Origin of the sequence: Sphingobium sp. IP1 (assembly GCF_002708645.1) — a bacterium.
Taxonomy (GTDB): domain Bacteria; phylum Pseudomonadota; class Alphaproteobacteria; order Sphingomonadales; family Sphingomonadaceae; genus Sphingobium; species Sphingobium yanoikuyae.
In genome coordinates this window covers 1-17,711 of record NZ_NOIW01000106.1, presented here as the reverse complement: position 1 = coordinate 17,711, position 17,711 = coordinate 1, and the positions used below count along the sequence as shown (strand labels likewise).

General features: G+C 64.0%; 15 protein-coding genes. All 15 read right to left on the bottom strand.

Translation table 11 applies throughout. The features are described from left to right. Positions 1–73 precede the first annotated feature (73 nt). Positions 74–3,820 carry a conjugal transfer protein TraG N-terminal domain-containing protein gene (locus CG471_RS24440; protein WP_099234077.1) on the bottom strand — a complete coding sequence of 1,249 codons (3,747 nt, stop codon included), beginning with the start codon at positions 3,818–3,820 and terminating at the stop codon, positions 74–76. A 16-nt stretch (positions 3,821–3,836) separates the two neighbouring features. Continuing rightward, complete coding sequence (locus tag CG471_RS24435; RefSeq protein WP_099234076.1) at positions 3,837–5,255, bottom strand: conjugal transfer protein TraH; 1,419 nt, start codon at positions 5,253–5,255, stop codon at positions 3,837–3,839. 46 nt (positions 5,256–5,301) lie between these two features. Then, positions 5,302–5,901 (bottom strand): hypothetical protein, encoded by a 600-nt coding sequence (locus CG471_RS24430; RefSeq protein ID WP_373562072.1) that lies wholly within the window; start codon positions 5,899–5,901, stop codon positions 5,302–5,304. A gap of 59 nt (positions 5,902–5,960) precedes the next feature. Next, the gene (locus tag CG471_RS24425) at positions 5,961–6,839 is read right to left on the bottom strand and encodes a conjugal transfer protein TraF (protein WP_099234075.1); all 879 of its coding nucleotides are present in this window, start codon (positions 6,837–6,839) and stop codon (positions 5,961–5,963) included. After that, the gene (locus CG471_RS24420) at positions 6,836–7,435 is read right to left on the bottom strand and encodes a S26 family signal peptidase (protein WP_099234078.1); all 600 of its coding nucleotides are present in this window, start codon (positions 7,433–7,435) and stop codon (positions 6,836–6,838) included. Before CG471_RS24420 ends, CG471_RS24425 begins: the two co-directional genes overlap by 4 nt. Then, positions 7,407–8,159: a type-F conjugative transfer system pilin assembly protein TrbC gene (locus tag CG471_RS24415; protein WP_099234074.1), complete on the bottom strand. Its 753-nt coding sequence runs from the start codon at positions 8,157–8,159 to the stop codon at positions 7,407–7,409. Before CG471_RS24415 ends, CG471_RS24420 begins: the two co-directional genes overlap by 29 nt. Positions 8,160–8,274: 115 nt before the next feature. After that, positions 8,275–9,366, bottom strand: coding sequence for a conjugal transfer protein TraN (gene traN, locus CG471_RS24410; RefSeq protein WP_099234073.1), 1,092 nt, complete (start codon positions 9,364–9,366; stop codon positions 8,275–8,277). Then, positions 9,363–11,312 (bottom strand): hypothetical protein, encoded by a 1,950-nt coding sequence (locus CG471_RS24405; protein ID WP_099234072.1) that lies wholly within the window; start codon positions 11,310–11,312, stop codon positions 9,363–9,365. Before CG471_RS24405 ends, traN begins: the two co-directional genes overlap by 4 nt. A gap of 295 nt (positions 11,313–11,607) precedes the next feature. Next, positions 11,608–12,624: a TraU family protein gene (locus CG471_RS24400; protein ID WP_099234071.1), complete on the bottom strand. Its 1,017-nt coding sequence runs from the start codon at positions 12,622–12,624 to the stop codon at positions 11,608–11,610. Then, entirely contained in the window at positions 12,621–13,244 is a 624-nt protein-coding gene (locus CG471_RS24395; RefSeq protein WP_257211682.1) for a conjugal transfer protein TraW, read from the bottom strand. The genes CG471_RS24400 and CG471_RS24395 overlap by 4 nt, the downstream gene beginning before the upstream one ends. Continuing rightward, positions 13,237–13,422, bottom strand: coding sequence for a hypothetical protein (locus CG471_RS24390; RefSeq protein ID WP_099234069.1), 186 nt, complete (start codon positions 13,420–13,422; stop codon positions 13,237–13,239). The genes CG471_RS24395 and CG471_RS24390 overlap by 8 nt, the downstream gene beginning before the upstream one ends. Before the next feature lie 44 nt (positions 13,423–13,466). Beyond that, entirely contained in the window at positions 13,467–13,802 is a 336-nt protein-coding gene (locus tag CG471_RS24385; protein WP_099234068.1) for a hypothetical protein, read from the bottom strand. Further along, positions 13,799–16,324 (bottom strand): TraC family protein, encoded by a 2,526-nt coding sequence (locus CG471_RS24380; RefSeq protein ID WP_099234067.1) that lies wholly within the window; start codon positions 16,322–16,324, stop codon positions 13,799–13,801. Before CG471_RS24380 ends, CG471_RS24385 begins: the two co-directional genes overlap by 4 nt. Continuing rightward, positions 16,321–16,899, bottom strand: a complete 579-nt coding sequence (locus CG471_RS24375) for a TraV family lipoprotein (RefSeq protein WP_257211681.1) — start codon at positions 16,897–16,899, stop codon at positions 16,321–16,323. Before CG471_RS24375 ends, CG471_RS24380 begins: the two co-directional genes overlap by 4 nt. Before the next feature lie 80 nt (positions 16,900–16,979). Further along, positions 16,980–17,711, bottom strand: a 732-nt coding sequence (locus CG471_RS24370) for a TraB/VirB10 family protein (RefSeq protein ID WP_218964280.1), incomplete at its 5' end; no start/stop codon positions are given.

Below are 17,711 nucleotides of genomic sequence, written 5' to 3'. Positions count from 1 at the left end.
CAAGCGATCCCGCCAACCCAATGTGGTATTGGTATCGACATCGCCGAGACAGAATTTAGGCATCAACGAATCTTCAGCGTTCCTTGAAACTTGGGTCGCCGTCGACCCAACTTCCGCTGATATCGCCAGAGTGACGACCGCTTTTTAGGATTTGCGCTTGCTCTGCGGAGGTGATTGGTGCCGAGGCATGCCAGACGCCGCGGCCCGCGTCTGCGTCCCTCAAGTAGCGATTTCGCAGGCCATCATCGCCCAAAATTCTGTCACCCAATTCCCTGGTGAATGCCTCTTCCGGCTTAGCGGAGCGCGTCGCGGACCTTTCTGCTGCGGCAATTGACGAGCGAACATCATAATTGAGAATGTCGATGTTCGCGGTGGCACTCATCGCTCCGGATCCGGTATCGGAAGATTGGCCGGTAAGGTTGAAGCCAGCGCGGCCAGACGCCACACCACCTTGCGATTTTTGGCCTTTGCCTCCGCCGCTCACCGCGCTCGATTGTCCCCCAATTTCTCCACGAACGGTGATGTTGTTCGACGTCTCGTGGGTTGCGCTACGGCTCAGCGTTCTGGTCCATCCCGATTGTGAGATGAACGCCTGGACGTCGCGCTGTAGCGTATCCGCCACCTGAGGCTTCAAACGCCATTGGCCATGGCGATCCATCTCGAACCCGCCTTTCAGCCATCTTGCCATCATGTCGTGGCCTTCCTGGCCGCCGCCCAGGAAATGCTCGATCGTGTCGGGGCCAGCCTGCTTGCCAGCCTCGAACCGGGTGCTGGTGTCGCTGCGCGCGCTTTGCTGAAATCCCGCGCTGGACGAGACAAGCAGGTCGTTCCCTGCAAAGCTGAAACGGGCATGGCCGCCATTGGCGACCGCACCAAGCTGACTCTCGTTGATGAGGCCGGCCCGCCACATCTGGGCGGCCGTCTGCGGCGTCAGGTTGAGGCTGAGGTCGCCATTCTGATCCATGGCAAGCTGTCGTTTGGACATGGCGATCCCGCTCGCGCGCAGCAGACCCTGCATGCGGGTCAGGCGTTCAGCATCCACGATCCGGGTGAGGCGGTCATTCCGCGCCCTGTCGGCAATGCCCACCGCTCCGCCTTCGGCTCTATCAACCTGATTGCCGGCGGTTTGGCTCAGTGTCTTGATGAATGCGTCGAGATTGGCGGCTCCGCGGACGGAGGTGCCTGCCGCCTGCGCGCCTTCGGCAAAGCCGAAATTATCGGACTGGCGCCGCTGCTCGCCGATGCGCGCCGCGGCCCTTGTGCCGTCATGGCCGACCTCCCTCTGGGCGTCGAGCTTGCCTGCGCGTTCGGCGAAGTCGAAGCCCGCCGCTTCCCTCGTCCGGCCATAGACGCTCGTGCCTTCCCGCGCGGCTTCGGCTGTCGTGCCGTCGGCGATTCCCAGCTGCGTTGCCACCGAGAAGGTCGCGAGAGCCTTTTCGACCTGGGCTTCGTTTCGGCCGGTCGCGCGGGAAAGCTGGGTTATCGCGGAGGAGCGCGCTTCACCGGAAAGCGCATTGATGAACGAGATACGGCGGCTGGTTTCCTGTACAGAGAGGCCCAGCATCGCAGAGGCATTGCGCTGCCCTTGGTTGCCGCCGGTGCGGTGAGCCTGTTCCGTTGCGACATTGCCCCGCTCGATCGGGGCGACATTCTGGCCGGCGAAGTCGCGCCGTCCTTCCATGGCGCCGACCTGGACCTGCGCGCCGGTGAGGTCGTTGCGCAGCATCTGCTCCTGATCCCAAGCATTGGCGATCAGTTTGCCGAATGTCGGATCGCTCGACGCCTCGGCGATGATGCTCGTCGCCTTGAGCTCAGCGTCCTGCGCGCTGTAGCCGCCGCGCTCATAATGACGGGAGGCCGCCTGGTGCATCATCGCATAAGCGCGATTGTCCCCGAATGCCTTCCACTGAACCATGGTCTGGGCGAAAGCGGCAAAGGCGCGCTCGCCAGACTGCCCTTCGCCAAAGTAGCGCGTGCCCAGGGATCGCAGCGCATCCTTCTCGGCAAACTGATGGATCGCGGACGTCGTTGCATTGGCGCGCACGGCTTTTGCGGCCTCCGGGCTGGTAAGATCGCCTTTGGCGAGCGCTGGGGCAAAGCCGCCCAACTGGCGCTGCGCTTCGAGGCCGCCGAGGCTGAGCGCACTCTGGCCGGGCGTCGTCGGGCTGCCTTCGCCGATGATCGTTCCCGCCTCACCGAATGAGCGCGACGCCGCGAACGAGGTCCGCTCGCCAAAGTCGCCGAAGCTGGACGTCGCCGCCTTGCGATGCGCCGTGCCCATCGCAGCGCCCTGGGCTTCCAGCGCGGAAGCATAGCCCTCGCTGGTCGCCATGGGTGCCGACGCGCCAGCGGCTTGGGTATGGATACCCTGCGAGGCGCCGGTCAGCGAACTGAACATATTGCCCGAGAAGCGGAACACGGTGAACACGAAGGCACCGGCAAGTCCCGCCGCCGCCGTTCGAAAGGTGCCGAAGATGGCGAGCGCCTTCATGGCGGACGAGGGTGCCAGCATCCAGGCATTGGCCGCGACATGGTTGGCCCGCATTTCAGCGAGGACGTCCATCGCCCGGCCCAGGGTCAGCTGGTAGATGCCGGCATCTATGACGCCCCAGAGGGCCACGAACACGAAGAGGCCGAGCGCATAGCTCAGGACGCGCAGGTTGATCGGGGTCAGCACGAACAGCAGCGCGACCGGCACCATGAACAGCATGATCCCGAATATGGTCGCCCGGATCGTGGGCATCCATTCATTGGCGGCTGACATGGTCGCAAGTCCGTTGGAGATGACCGCCCGATTCGCCATGACCCGGGCAGCGGTTGCCGGCGAGTCCTCGAACAGAACGTCGCCGACGGTCGTGCCGAGCATCACGTCCGTCATAAAAGCCTGAAGCGAAAGGGGTGTTCCCATCATCATCTCGCCCATCTCGCCCAGCTGGCTCTTGCAGCGCGCGAGTTGGGTTGCATTGTCGACATCGAACCCGGTGCGGATGCAGCTTTGCCGGACATAGTCATCGAAGAGGGCGGGTTCGGCGAGGCGGGCCGAAATATGCTCCCAGGCGTCGGCGCAGCTCATGGTCTCACCCGCCTTATTGGCCGCCGTATAGACCGTCGAGAAGGTCGCAGGCCCGGCCATCGCCGCGAAGGCGGCCGGAAGATCGGTCGCGGTGCGGAACAGCATGTCGTCATCGACCCCATAGGCGGGCGACACGCGCGCGACCGGATAGCATTGGCGCACGTAATCCTTGAGGGTCGCATCGAGGAAGGTGTCGGTCATCGGGCCGCGGGGCGAGGCGGCATTGAAGAAGAGGTTGAAGGCATGGCCGCCCGCTCCGAATTCCAGCTTTGCGGCGGGATCGAGCGTGTTATCATCGATCGTCTCGGCCAGCGATCGCTCGATGAGGTTGGTAGTCCCGGCAACGAGGACCAACAGATTGGGGACGTCGCCCACCGCCTGATAGGCGTTGCGCACGCGGTCATAGACATGGACCGTGCCGGTGGTCGCCACGAACCCGACGAAGAGACCGACGCCCATCAGGATCTGGAAGCCGAAGGCGACAAGCCCCATGCCCTGTCCCCTGATGCTGGCGAGCACGGCGCCGAGCGCAATGCCCGCGATCGCCATGATCAGCACCAGCGTCTCATAGCGGGGATCAGCGAAGATCATCGAGACGAGCCGGAAGGCGTCGACCGTTTCTTCAAAGCCGTCATAGCTATGATAGCTGGCCTCCAGCGCCAGCGCGGGCGAGGGTAGGGCGGCAAGGGCCGCCGCCAGCGTACTGGTCAGGCGGGACACAAGGGCGGGGCGCGACGGGTTGTGCATGGGTCAGCCTTTCCCTTCAGCGATTGCGACTGGCGGCGACGCCGGCGGCGTTGCGGGCATCCTGATCGCGCTGGCGCAGGAGTCCCGCATAGTTGGCGGAGGGGTTCGCCTGGTTGAGGGCCGCCAGATAGGCCTGCCGCATCGGCGCGCGCTGGCGCAGCCCCTCTTCGCGCAGACCCCGAAGCTGCTCGATGCCTTTGGTGAGAATGCGGGTCTGGCAGACATTCGAGTTGCTGCTGTCGGCCGCGCCCGCCGTAGTGGCGCCGCGCTCCGCATTGGTCAGCGCAAAATCGATCGTCCGGGTGAGATCGTTCAGCATTTGATAGGCGAGGGTGAGGGCGACCAGTTCGTCCGTGTCGGAAATGACCGAGTCGACGACGCCCTGCCGCACGCCCCATTCGAGCATGCGGTAAACGGGCAGGGTCCGGACGTTGGCGACGAACTGTCGCTCTTCCGTTGTGAGCGCCGCCTTGGTCCGGATCTTGGCCGCAATCGCCTCCAGCCGTTCGCGCGACAGGGCGAGCGCCCCCTTGCCCGCGTCCTGCGAGCAGTCGGACGAGGTCGCCGGGATATTGAGCGCGCGGGTCTGGACCTTGCCGGTCAGGAAATCGTCCGGCGCGTCGGTGTCCTGCGCCGGGCAGGCGGGGATCGCCGAGAAGAGCGGGACTTTGTCATTATCGTCCCAGCGCATGTAGACGTCGCCCACGCGTGCGCGCATGACGCCCGCCCAGCCGCTTGCGCCCACGCGCGCGGCAGCATGGGATAGTAGCGAGCCGGTCCGGAAGATGTCGGTGACCTCCGCTGGGCAATTGGAGAGCGCGTCCTTCAGATCTTCGGTCGGATTGTTGGAGTTGGCCTCGATCTTTTCCCGGCTCTGCTGATAGCTTTTGGAAAAACCCTGTTTTACCGAGCGATAGCCGGTCATCTCCTCGATGATGGCCGACATATTGTCGTCACCCTTGGCGATCTGGACCATGCGGTTCGACAGCCGGCAGTCATTCACCTGGATGGAGTTGAGATAGTTGGTCGCCGCCTCCATCTTGCTGATGATGTTACCCATCTTCTCGTCAAGCGTTTCGAGCAGATATTGGAATGCGACCGCGGGCGCTGCCTGAAGGATGCTTTCGAGCTTCTCGACCAGATAGTCTGGATCGAGGAACGACATGCCGCCTAAGAACATGTCGATGCCGCCGCAGCCCGCTTTCACCTTTGGCAAGGTGAGGCTCATCAGATAGTCGTTATGGACGTCGACCCGGCCCGACATGCCGCCGGCCGTCACATAGCCACGCGTCTGATCTTCGAAACTGCCGGGGCTGGTATAGGTCACATTGTCGAACCAGCTCTCCGCCCAACCCTGGGCACGAGCCGCAGGGGCGGTGAGGCTGACGGCAACGGCGGCAAAGCTGGTCAGCGTGCGCTTGGAGGCATGAACCATGGCGGGTGTCCTTGTTGCAAGAGAAGAGGGCTGAGACCCGCCATGGTCAGCTCCCTTTGCGCTGGGGTGCGGTCGCGGCTGCGCCGCTGGGCGCGACGATGCCGGTATATTTCGACATGGCGCGAAGACCGATTTCAGGTCGGACGCCCGTCAACAATTTGGTGGAGAGGTAGATGTTTCGCCGGAGATTGGCGTCATGGTCGGTGCCGATCGCAGCTGGAACAAGGCGATCCTTGTCCGCCGCCGGCCGCACCCAGAGCACCGGATGGCCGACCCATGGAAGGCCAAGCCGGCCAGAGCGCAGGAGCGCTTCGCTGGAGGAAATGGTGCGGACCTGCCAGCCATAGGTGCGAGCGAAGCGGAGGAGACGCGCCCAAAGGTCACCGCAGGGAACACAGTCGGGCGCTGAACTCATCTCGACGATGAACATCCTTGCCTCCGATCTCAGCGTCTCATCGAGGTCCGGCGGAAAATCGCGGGTTTGCCGCACGCGCGAGAGCCAGGCATTGAGATCACGGCTGTTGGATACCGGGTGGATCGCAGCCTGCCGGGCCTGATCGCGGGTCACAGGAGCAGCGACAAGAGGAACTGCGCAGAAAAAGGCAAGTATCGCAGCCATCAGATCGAACGTCAGGAGGCGAGGCACCGCAGGATGCTGGGCAACCGCCGCAGTACGCTGAGCGCGAGGAGGATGATGCGCACGCATCAGCGGTCGGCTCTGCCCGGCAACGCCTCGGTCACATCGTTGCCTGCGGCGACCGGGCCATTGGCGAGCGCGTCGAAGAAGCCGCCTTCCTGGCCCGCGCCGGTCATGAACTGTTCGGGGCGGATGTCGCCATTCAAGAGCCGCACCGCCTGATAGGCCATGGCCGAGAGAGAGGGATAGGCCTCAACCCCGCTCGCGATCGTCATCCGCTGCTGGCTGTCGCGCTTGATGACCATGGTCGTGGGCGTCACCTCGACGCCGAATCGTTGACCCAGCTCGGGATGTGCATCCAGATCTTGACGGATCACCTGCCAGCCATATTCCTCCTGGAACCGCTGGGCGATGGGCCATTGCACCCGGCAGTAGCCGCAGCTGGTCCGACTGAACATGACGAGGGCGTAGGTGCGGGCATTGGCGCGCAGATAGGCGCGGCGGGCGGCTTCCTTCTCGGCACCTAGCGCCGCGCGCGCATCGCCGACCATGGGATTTGCGGATCTGGAGTTGAGCTCGGGGTGAGTAAGCATCGCGATTTGCGTGACGCCGGCGAAGGCGCGGGCCTTGCGCCGCGCAAAATCCTGTAGCCGCCAGAAGTCGGAGACCGCCTCGACCGTCAGCACCGTCGCGGCATAATCGCGCTGTGCCTCGATCAGTTTGCGGATGCGGGGCGGCGACCATTTGGCAAGCTGTGCCATCGGCGGAATGGTCGGCTTTTCGATCGGCTCCTCCTGCTCGGCCTCTGCCGGCGCAGACGGCGCTTCATACCACCAATAGCCCTGGCGCATGTTGGTCGGCGCAGAAGCGGAGGTTTCGCACATGCCGGTTGTCGGGCCGACCAAAGCTACGGCGAAGATGAGTGATGGGAGGGCGCGCCGGGTCATAGCACGCGCTCCATGCGCGTGAGTGCAGAGATGGGTACCAGACCGAAATAGCGGCTGTCGAACCCGTCCTTGTAGGAGGAGCCGATATAGGCTTGGCCTTCGGGCACGGAGCCGATCTTCCAGCGAAAATAATCGAGCCGCTGCCCTGAGTGCCCATAAGGCTTGCTGACGCCGATCAGGCTACCGTTGCAGAAGAAGGCGGCTTCGAGACGCTTGGGGAAACGATCGCTATGCATGGTGTAGGAGGCGAGAGTGTCGCCGGGCAGGCAGAGCGCATATTTGGTGACGTTGACCGGTAGCGGGCCGGCGAGCGGATGGCGCAGTTCAAACATCACGAGGTCATTTCGCTCGACTGTGCCCCCGACCTTTCGGACCGCCCAGGCGTCGATTGAAGGACTGCGCACCCAGATGAGCTGAGGAAGCGCCCACCAGACGAACAAGGCAATGGCTCCGACGATCAGGATCGCCCTGGCGAGTCGGCTCTGGACGAATGGCTGACCGGGGTCGGTCGATTGAAGGGCGGCGGCGGCATGGGCCGGTAGATCGCGGACCCTGGGCCAGACGAACTTACCGGCGTTCCAGGCGAGTCTCAGCATCGCGGATCTCCTCTTTTCCGCCCAGACGGGCATAGGTTTCGAGCATCCCGGAGAGCGCCGCGTCGCCATAGACGAGGTGGCTGGCCTTGGCTGACGCGGGCCCTTCCTCCTCCCGCTCGCAATAGGGCTTGGTCGGATCACCCGGCAGCATCCCGAGCGCAGGCACACGGGCCACGCCATGCTGGCGGAACAGGATCGGATCGACGATGAGCTGGACATCGCGCATCGCGCAGGCCGGCCCCTCGCAGCCCGGATCGAGCCGCAGAATCTGTGCCGAGAGCTTCGCCATAGGGCCGACTTTGCTGAGGCCACCGGGCATACCGCGGAATGCCAGCACGCCCCCCGCCCGTTCAAGCTGGCCGGCATAGGTTCGCAAGGTGGTGATTGGCATTGACGATGAGACGAAGAGAACCGGCACCCAGGACGTAGCAGGCGTCGGGGCAACCGCTTGCGCCGCAGCCATTGTCGATGGCGCTTCAAGGCCGAGCGCCTCAGCCAGCCGCTTGCTCATCGCCTCACGGTCTCGCGCAAGCTGGGTTTCGCCCGCCTTTCGCGCCGCGCGCGCCCGTTCCTCAAGGCGCGGATCGGATTTGCGCGAGCGAAGCGCGTCGAACGCGCGTTTGCGCAATGCCGGGGATGGCGCGGGGATGTTGGGGGAGGGGATCGGCTTGTCTGCCTTGGCGTCCCTTTGCGCCCGTGCTTGGGCGTCCGCCAAGGCTTCCATGGCCTTTTGCCCCTCGGCGGTCGAAGCCACGTTCGCTTTGGGCTGGGCTATTTCTGTTTCGGCCTGCGACGCTGCGACCGCGCATCCCGCAGCAACGGCGAGGGATGTGATCAGCCTAGCGCTGAACGGCACTGAGATACGCATCGACGCTCTCCTCCATGTCGGATTGGATGAGATCGGCCGATCGGGACTCGATCTCGGTGTAATATTCGCTGAGGTCCATCTTGCTGAAATCGAGGGCCTGAAACTCCTGCGCGGTGAAGCCGCGGCAGTTGGGCGACTTGACGTCCCCCCAGCCACTGGCGAACGCCTTCAATTGCGGCCGTCCCTGCTCCTGGATGATGCGACCGAGCTTGCTGTTGAAGCAGCACTGGCTCTTCGCCTTCTGGACGCAGATGCCCAGGATCTTGGACGAGCAATAGGTGCCGACCTCATGGCACATGCCCGAACCCCTGAGCATCCCGGCCTCCATATCCTGCTGGTCACAGCCCTGAAGCAGCACCTCCATCATGAAATTGATGGCGAGGCTGATGGCGATGGAGGTGGGATCGATGCCGACGATGAGCGCATTGGCGCCCGCGCTCGCGGCCTGGGAGGCAGTCGCGCCCGCCTTGAAGGCGGTGTACGCGGCCTTCATGCCGGTGAACACGCCCTTGGCGATGGCGATCTTGGTGCCGATCGAACTGATCGACGACCCCATGCCGTCCTTCACGATCTTGTCTTTGTCCTTGCAGCAATTCTGGAATGTGACGCTTAAGCCTGGCGGACGGCAGCGCAGCCTGCGGCCACCGAAGATCTCGATCGTGCCAAGGCAATTGCCATCCGCATCGACCTCGCCATCCGCGGCGGTGCCGGGATCGTCGACCACGACTTCCTCTTCAATCGGGTTGGCGCCGGTATCGATGCAACTATGGGGCGAGCAACTCGGCGCCGAAACCCCGTCGGCCGACAGGCAGGCATATTGGCTCCCCAGCGGACAGGCATAGCCGCCGACGGCGTCGATCGTGCAGGCGGTCTGCTCGATCGGGCAGAGATGATCGCCGATGGCCGTTACCGTGCAGGCCGCGATCTCGCCGTCATCGGCCGCATCGCCATTGCCGTTGAGATCGGCGGCGCAAAGCCATTGCTGCGCATGGGCGAGCTGGGGCTGGCCGCAGGTCGCCAGCAACAGCGTCGCCCAGGCGATGAGAGATTTGGACGCCCTCATTGCGCGCCTGCCGTGCAAACCAAGTCCGCGCCTGCGAGCCGCACCGTTTGCATCATGGTCACAGCTTCGGGAAAATCATCAAGGCAGCCGCAGGCCGAGACGATCTCCTCGCCATCGCCTGCCGGGCAGACATTGTCGGCCGAGCAGACATGATAATAGCTGTCCCAGCCCTGGTCTGAGGTCTGAAGCTGGCTCACCACGCCATCGACCGCGGCATCGCTGTTGGTCCGGGCTTTGCGCGTCTTGCAGATCGGTTCGCACGCAGCGACGGCGTCCTCCGCCGGCATGGAGAAGGCGCGCGAGGTCTCCTGGACGCTCCCGTCGCTCTTCTGAATCCGGTCGTTGAGTACCGTCTCGGTCGAGCGGTCGATGATATAGGCGGCGCGGGAGAGGTCGGGCGAAGCCTGACTTCCTGTGTCTATGATGCAGGCGTAGCGCCGCTCCTTCAGGAAGAAATCGCGTTTCAATTGGACAGCGCAGGTGCCTGTACCCATCGTCCGCGTCTGGGGCAGTGGCGAGAGGCCAGTGCCGACCCCGTTGCTGAACGTCACGACGTCATCGACGGTCTCGCTTTTGAGGCGGCATTGCGGGTCCGCTCCATAGCCTGAACATAGATCGACCACTCGCTCGGACGTCTCGCAGCCTGTGTCGACCTGAACTTCGAGGGTGACATAGCCCCAATTTCCACCGCCGCCGCCTCGCACGCGCGCGCCGACGACCGTCGTGCCGCTGGTCAGCTGGGATGTGATGTCGATGGCAGTCCTGTTGTACCAGGGATCATCGCTGATGCGACAATCGCCCGAGGGTAATGCTTCGCTCAGCCATGGGCGCTTTCCCGCATAGCCGACGATCTGTCCATTGACCCTCGCCTGGACCCAGTCGTCGGCGCCCATTTCCACGATGCGAGCGGATTTTATCCGGGCCGGCGCCAAGGACTCGAATGTCGCGCTATAGATGGGCGGTACGCTGCCGCAGCTGCCCGAGCCGCGGATCTCATAGCGCCGGCAGTCGGTGCCGCAGCTCGTGACCTTGGTGACCGACCCGCGCACGTACACGATGTCGTCGAAACTCCATTCCTTTACGGCAACCTCACGCTCGATCGAACAACTGCGGACCTGCTCCGTTTTGCCGCTGCCTGCGGCCGATCCGGCCAGCGCCTGAAAGACGCTGTTCCCTTCCGAGACGGAATAGGCTTCTCCCTGAATGTCCGTCGGGTTGCTGCGATAGCGCGTCGCTGACACTTCGGGCTGCGCCGTGCAGGATGTGGTCTGCGCCCCGATATAGCGGATCATGGTTCCCTCAACCTGCGCCTGCGCGACACCGATGCGCGGGTCGGCGGTCGTGAGGGCGCCCACCACGCCGCCGCCCAGATCCTTCAGAACCTCCGAGATATTGCCCCAAGCAAGGTTCGTCCCGCAGCTATTGTTGACGCAGTAGCAGCCAGAGAGGCTCGTCATAGGGGTTTGCGCGAGGTTGATGTTGCGTGCGCTATCGACCGCCCAGCCATAATAGCGGCAGCCCTCCCAGGTGCCGGGATTGCAGGCGATGACGCCATTGGCGCAGATGCCCGAGACCGGAACCGGAAGCAGGGTTTGGCTGTCGAAGCTGCCGTCGAAATCGCGATCATGCGAAATGCGGACCTGGGTGAGGTCGCCGCTACTTCCGGGCTGCACCAGCAGTTCCAGCAGCGTCGATGTCTTCTGGCAACTAAGGTTCGCCGTAAAGCCGGTCTTGCCATCGACCGTGGTGATGGTCTGGCCGCTAAGGCCCGGCGTCACATAATTGGATTGCAGGGCATCGCTGGAGCCGGTCCGCGCGCGCGAGGCGGTAGCCGCGCTCCTGGCGCGGTCCTTGACGCTGGGCTCGGCTTCCTGCGCGACGGCAGCGGCCGACAGCAGAAGAGTGGAATTCAAGGCTGCAAAGAGCAGATGGCGTCGGACGGTCATGGCCGATCTTCCTCGACAGAGCGGCTGCCGGTCCGCAGCCGAAAGATCTCTCTGGTCGACAGGCGGAATGCGGCCTGGCCTTCAAAGATGGTCAGCGCGGCGTCAAGCGGCGGGCGAGGAGAGGGGGCGCCCTGGCTCATGGGGGTTTCGGCCGCGCTGACCGGGTTTGGAGCGGCGCCAGCTAAGGAGGGCGACGCCGCTCCGGCATCGCACGCGTCCAGCCGGCCCCGGGGGCTGTGGCGGGCAGACGAAGAGGCCATTGGGCCGCGCGCGGTGCATGGGGTGGGCGACCTGCTCATGGCGTCGAAATCCCGGCGCAGCAGATTACCTTTTCAAACAGCATGAATTGGGCATTGTCCTTGGCGGGCGCGTGCTTGGCTGACGACCAGAGCGCGCCGGGGCGGCCGATGTTGACGCACTTGCCGCCCTTGACGGGCTCCATGATCTGGAGCTTGTAACGGCTCTTGGTCCAGATCGGCTGCGCCTTGAAGGAGCAGCCATCGGCAGATGAGATGGTGAGCGCGCCAAGCCGCCCCATCATGAATGAGCCGCGTGCGGCAAGCCCCGCCCAGGCTTCGACGCTGTCGCCGAAGTGGATGTCGCCCGCGACCGGATAGGTCGAACCCCAGGACCCCATGCACCAGAAGAGCGGATCGATGACCTTGCCAGCCGCAGCCGCGGCGCTGTCCGCCATGCAGGCAAGACCCGCCGCGGGATTGCCGAAAAGAATGCCCTCGGGCTGGATGATCGCGCCCAGCGTGCCCGACTGCCAGGTTGGCAGCACTTCGGTGATGAGCGCCACGTCGAACCCGTCATCCTCGATGCAGGGGAGGTCCGTGAACATGTCGAGCATCTTCCAGACCGGCGCGATGTAATAATGCATTTGCGCGAACATCTTCTGGCTGTTGGTGCCGTCAGCGATTCCACTCTGGCTGCCCTGAAGTTTGCCGCCCGTCGGCATGAGATCAGCGCCCAATGCCATCATGCAGCCCGGTTCCGTCACGACATCGACCATGCGATTGGGCGACCAGAAGCTGACCTTGACCCCGAACCAGAAGCTGACGCCCTTACGGCAGGCGCAAAGCGGTTTGCTTGCCGATTGGGCGTCCAGTTCCTTGTCGAGTTTGTCGAAGCTGCCGACCTTCACCCCGCCGATGGTGATCGGGAAGATGCAGGTCCAGCGGACCTTGGTGATGGGGTTGAAGATCGTTCCCGCCTCGCATTTTGAGGCGTGCGCGGGTGACGAGGGGGCGATCAGTGACAAAAGGATGGCGGCAGCAATAGCGCGCGCGTGTCGGAAAAGGCGGGTCATCGCGCCACCTGCTGGGGCTGGCGTGACGGCGGCACCTCGGTCAGCAGCAGGCGCTGCCCGGCCTGGGCGACGACGACCGGCGCGACGGTAAGGCCGAGCCGGTCCTTCACCCGTTCTTCGAGAATGAAGAGCGGTCGGCCGACCCTCTCCCCCAGCGCCAGCGCGTCGCCGGCCGTCAGCAGGATGAAGTCGGTCGGTCGCGCGGTCCGGATTGCCCAGCCAAGGTCGCGCGGATGGACGACCACCAGGCGCTGAGGCAGCGACACATAGGTCAGCGGGTTGAAGGTGTAGCCCTTGGGATAGAGCATCGTGCCATCGGGCAGCTTGACGTCGAAATCGAGGGTGTAGAAGGGGACGACGCTGCGGGTACGCGCCTGCGTCGTTATCCCAAGCGAAGCCGCCTGCATTGCCGACCAGTTGGCGCGCGGTCCGAAATTCCTGGCCATATCGACCGGCTGCCTTGCGGCCCGCGCCTCGATCTCCGCCATGGCGTCGGGTTCGGCGATCGGCCAGGTGCGGCCGATCGTCGCGGTGCCGGCCTGAGCAGGGCAAAGCTGCACGGCTGAAGCGGCTGAGAGGTGAAGCGCCAATATTCTGGACCAGTGGGAGCCTTCAGCCATGAGACCGCCTCCAGAAAGGAGGGAGGTCCGGTCGCTCGGCTTTGATCGCGAAAAGGAAAGCGCCGATCGCGGTCACCATCATGATGCCGACGGCGGCGCGCAGCATCGCAGCCGACGGATCGGGCGCGGTCAGGAGCAGCAGGCAGGCAAGCGTCGACTGGAGCAGGCCGCCGATCATGAGGCGTGCGGGTCCCGTGGACGGGGTAGCGGAGAAGATGCCGCTCATGGCCGCCACCGGCGGTAGCGCTCGACGATGGCCGTCCAGCCGTGCGTGGCGCCCATCGAGAGGCCAAGCAGGATCATGCCGCTGCCAAAGCAGGCGGCCGCGACCATGACTGCAGCGCGGAAAATCGCGAACGGCGTTTTCCCGAGCAATATGCCGGCTGCGACAATCAGGGTTGCCATCATGATCGTCTCGATCGTGACCAGCCGAAAGCGCCAGAGCCAGGCGTCTTGTTTCAGGCGCTGCGCAACCCGGGTTTCGATCTCCCGCTCGATCGCCTCGCGCTGTTCGAGCGGCAGCGCCAACTGGTTGCCGTTGATGGGGCTCCGCTTCATTGTGCGGCCTCCCTGGGATTGAAGCGCGGACCCAGAACATGATCCGGGTCGATGCCGGCGAGTTCGCAGACCGCTTCCAGCGGTGACGCGCCGCGGGCCAGGAGACGCTCGAAGGCTGCCACCTCCTGCGGCGCGCTGGTATTGATCCAGTAGGAGAAGGGATCGACCACGAGCCGGGCAATGCCGAGACCCAGCGGCGAGTCGATGAAGACCTCGCTATAATTGGGCTTGTTGTTGCGGACCGATTTCAGGAGGTCGAGGACGAAACCAGAATAGTCGAGGATCTTGTTCTCGACCGCCTTGTCATAGGTCGATCCCTGAAGGAGGAAACGGGTCGCGGCGTTTTCGAGGATCACCTGTCCGGTGCCGCCGAACAGCAGCAGGTCATTCATCGACTGGAGGACGATGCCGAAGCTGCCCTGATATTTGCGCGCGCGCCTGTAGCCCTGACCGAAGGCCTCGGCGAGCCGGGACAGGTCCTGGCCATCGCTCTTGCTCATGAACTGGGCGGCTTCATCGCACAGGACAAAGCGGGGGCGGTCACGGCCCGAGAGATAAAGCTCCTGCGTAACCGCGTTCACCACCACCATCACGATGACGTTGAACAGGTCCGGCATGTTTTTCAGCCGTTCGAGTTCCAGCACCACGAACTCGTCGCTCGATATGTCGAGCGTCGATGGGCCGTTGAAATAATGGCCATAGGCGCCGTCGCTCGCGAAATCCCGGAGGTTGAAGGCAAGCTCGCGGGCCACGGGAACAAGATGATCGACCCGGTCGAGATCGGTGGCGACATGGGCGGGATAGGCGCCCAGCCATTCGCGCACCGCGTCGATGCCGGTGGTGGCCCGGCCCGTGTCGATCGTCCACTGGACGGCGGACTTGATCAGATTCCATTGCGAGGTGGAGACGCCCTTGCGCGTCGCGGCATTGGCCATTTCCGCGACGATCGCGACCGCCATGGCGATCGCCGACTGCCGGTCGTCGCCATCGATCGCGAGACCCATATCGAACGGGTTGAGGACCAGATGTTCCTCGCCAATGTCGATATAACGCCCGGAGCAAAGGGTGCAGAGCTTGCGATAGCTCCCGCCGATATCGATGATGCGGATGAGGGCCTGTGAGGCGTAATATTGCTGGCAGAGATTATTGAGGAGGAAGCTCTTGCCCGCGCCGCTCTCGGCCGAGACGATGAAATTATAATTGTTGATGCGGCTATCGAAGAGATCGAGCGTGACGAGCTGACCCTTGCGCCCCGTATAGAGCAGGGCCGGGCGACCGCCGCCGCGAAAGTCGGTCTGGACGGGCGCCATCAGCACCGCGGCCTTGACCGGCATGCGCAGGTCGCGTTCGAGCAGCTTCATGGTGCGGCCTTCGGGATACAGGCCGAAGGGCAGGCTCATCGCCAGCAGGACCGGATTGAGATAGCTTTCCTCCTGCATCATGAAGGGGAGGGGTTCGCTCTCCCACAGGCGCTTCGCGCGCGCGGCCATCTCGCGGGCCTGGGCGCGGGTCTCGCCGAACAGCCAGACGGTCGGGATGACCGAGACGAACTTGCTGTTGCCCGCTTCATCGAGCACCCAGCCAATCTCCTCGATCTGCTTGCCGACCTCGACCGCGAAGGAGCCGGCCGCCTTTTGCGCGGAAAGGATCTGGGCGCGCTTGTGGATCTCGAAGGCGCTGTGATCGAAGAGGATATTGAGCGTGTAGAGGAAGGGGCCGCCAATCTGGTCGCTATCCTCCGAAGAGCCGCGCATCCCTCCGGTCAAGCGATTGGCTCGCTCGGCGGTCACCCGACGCGCGGGTGATTTGGGCGTCAGGCAGCGCGCCACCTGATTGCCGAGAAAGACTTCGGGTCCCTCGAACAGCAGGTCCGGGCCGGCATCGATGATCTGCTTGCGGACCGGCCGCGCTGCGATCCCATCCTCGCCCCGCGAGTAGAGACCGGGTGCTGGTACATGGACGCCGTTGAAGACCCGGCGGTAGAAAGCGACCAGCCGCTCTGGCGCCATGCGCTCAATGCCGAGCTTGGCAAGCTGCTCTTCGATCTGGCGCCGCATGTCATGGCCCATGGGCGTGCGGGTCTTGACCGACAGGAAGCTGCGGAAATTGCGGATCGGAATGCCGTGGAGGGCATCGAGGCCGTGGCGTCCCTTTTGTAGATAGTCATAGGTCTGCTGGGCTGAGGCCTGAATCAGCGGATCGTCGCGCGTCTTCATGTCGAGGAAGGCGTCGAGCGCATCGTCGATCAGCGGATCGGCAAAGGCGTGAAGCTGGACGACTGTGCCAGGCGGAAAATGGATGTTGAGCAGGCCCTGAAGTGCGCCATGGACATGGGCGAACATATAGGCAGCGGGAATCAGCTCCCAGGCATAGCCCCAGCCATCGTCGATGCAGAGAAAGGCTTCCTCTCCCTCGTCCCAGGCGACCATGGGGAGATAGTCGGAATAGGCGTCGCGCGCGACGCTCTGGCGCAACCGGGCAAAGGTCATGCCGCCGCCCGTGCGGGAACCGGGCGCTCTCATGGGCGGGCACTTTCGGGCGCATCGGTCTCGTCTGACGGACGCTCGCGCACTTGGCCGAGGATTGGGGCCTTGGCCGTCGGGGAGACCGGGTCGACCAGATAATCACCGATCACCCATTGGGGTTTATCGATCAGCGAATAGACGTAGCGCGGCATATAGAGGCGGTCCGGGCGCGCCCGGTCGGCATAGGGGGGGATGAGCGTGCGGACCGCGCGCGATGGCCGAAGCATCGGCGTCACCGGCGCGTCGATCAGCCCCTGCAACTCGCGGTAGACGCTGTCCCGATAGCCTTGATAGGCGGTCGGAGGTACGGTCGTCTTTCCCTTGCCTGCTCGCGCTGGTGGGCTGAGCGCCGATGGCGGTGCCGTCTCGCCCTGCGCTTTCAGCAACGCCTTGTCGTTGGTGACTTTTGGATTCGAGCGCGAGGGACGGTCGGCCACCGCATCGGCATAGGCCTTGTCGGGATGGATGCACTGGCCATGGTCGCTATTCTTGCAGGAGAATTTCTCCGAATAGGGTGACATGAGCGAACCGATGCTCGCGCAGCCGGAGAGGGCCGCAAGGGCGGGGATCATCCATGCTGCACTGATTATGGATTTGCGTTGGCTTGGAGACGGCATGGGCTTTGGCTCCTCTATGGGTGACGCGCCGGGCATCAGAATTTCGATCCCGCGCTCGGCTTGATTTCGAGGGAGACGCCTTCCTGGATCACGACCACGACGTCCTTTGCGGCGCCGACCTCGACGATGGGTCCGGCCTGGCGCGCGAGATCGAGATAGAAATCGGTCAATTTCTCAGACGATTTGCCAAGGCCGCCGGCGATCCCGGACTTAGCGGCCTCGCCAGCGTCGAGCGTGCGGACATTACCGAGCGCCGAGGTCGAAACATCGCCGAAGCTGGACTCCACCGATTGGGAGAAGCCGCTGACCGTGCCGGCGATGAAGGAGCGCGCGAGCGCCGCGCCGGCCCGAGTGACGACCTTGCCTGAAAGTCCCTTCTTCCCGTCGGTGTCGACGAAGAAGCCCTTGATGGGCTGGTCGACCACTGACCGTTCGTCAAAGTCGACGCAGGAGAGCGAGACAAGCTGCACCTCGACCCGTTCCTTGGCGAGGCTGCCGGTGGCGTTCCCGACGACAAAGCAGCCGGCAAGGTTCGCCTTGACGTCATTGGGGAGAACTGCAGGCGCCTGGACCCGCGCGATCAACGGTTCCGGATTGCTGGTCGCATCCCGGCTCGCGAGCGCGTCGATCCCGGTCAAGAGCCGCGCCTTCATGAAACCAGGCGGTAAATAGATCGTGCGGGCTTTTTTTTTGGGTGCGGCTGCTCCTGTTCCATCGGTCGCCGTTATGGCGCTAGCGCTAGTCGCGCTTCCGATCGAGCCCATCAC

Coding starts and splice junctions, on each gene's coding strand:
- CG471_RS24385 (WP_099234068.1), bottom strand. CDS start 13,802: ATGAAGCGGAGCCCCATCAACGGCAACCAGTTGGCGCTGCCGCTCGAA.
- CG471_RS24395 (WP_257211682.1), bottom strand. CDS start 13,244: ATGGCTGAAGGCTCCCACTGGTCCAGAATATTGGCGCTTCACCTCTCA.
- CG471_RS24435 (WP_099234076.1), bottom strand. CDS start 5,255: ATGGTTCATGCCTCCAAGCGCACGCTGACCAGCTTTGCCGCCGTTGCC.
- CG471_RS24390 (WP_099234069.1), bottom strand. CDS start 13,422: ATGATCGGCGGCCTGCTCCAGTCGACGCTTGCCTGCCTGCTGCTCCTG.
- CG471_RS24375 (WP_257211681.1), bottom strand. CDS start 16,899: ATGATCCCCGCCCTTGCGGCCCTCTCCGGCTGCGCGAGCATCGGTTCG.
- CG471_RS24405 (WP_099234072.1), bottom strand. CDS start 11,312: ATGACCGTCCGACGCCATCTGCTCTTTGCAGCCTTGAATTCCACTCTT.
- traN (WP_099234073.1), bottom strand. CDS start 9,366: ATGAGGGCGTCCAAATCTCTCATCGCCTGGGCGACGCTGTTGCTGGCG.
- CG471_RS24425 (WP_099234075.1), bottom strand. CDS start 6,839: ATGACCCGGCGCGCCCTCCCATCACTCATCTTCGCCGTAGCTTTGGTC.
- CG471_RS24415 (WP_099234074.1), bottom strand. CDS start 8,159: ATGGAAGCCTTGGCGGACGCCCAAGCACGGGCGCAAAGGGACGCCAAG.
- CG471_RS24420 (WP_099234078.1), bottom strand. CDS start 7,435: ATGCTGAGACTCGCCTGGAACGCCGGTAAGTTCGTCTGGCCCAGGGTC.
- CG471_RS24380 (WP_099234067.1), bottom strand. CDS start 16,324: ATGAGAGCGCCCGGTTCCCGCACGGGCGGCGGCATGACCTTTGCCCGG.
- CG471_RS24440 (WP_099234077.1), bottom strand. CDS start 3,820: ATGCACAACCCGTCGCGCCCCGCCCTTGTGTCCCGCCTGACCAGTACG.
- CG471_RS24400 (WP_099234071.1), bottom strand. CDS start 12,624: ATGACCCGCCTTTTCCGACACGCGCGCGCTATTGCTGCCGCCATCCTT.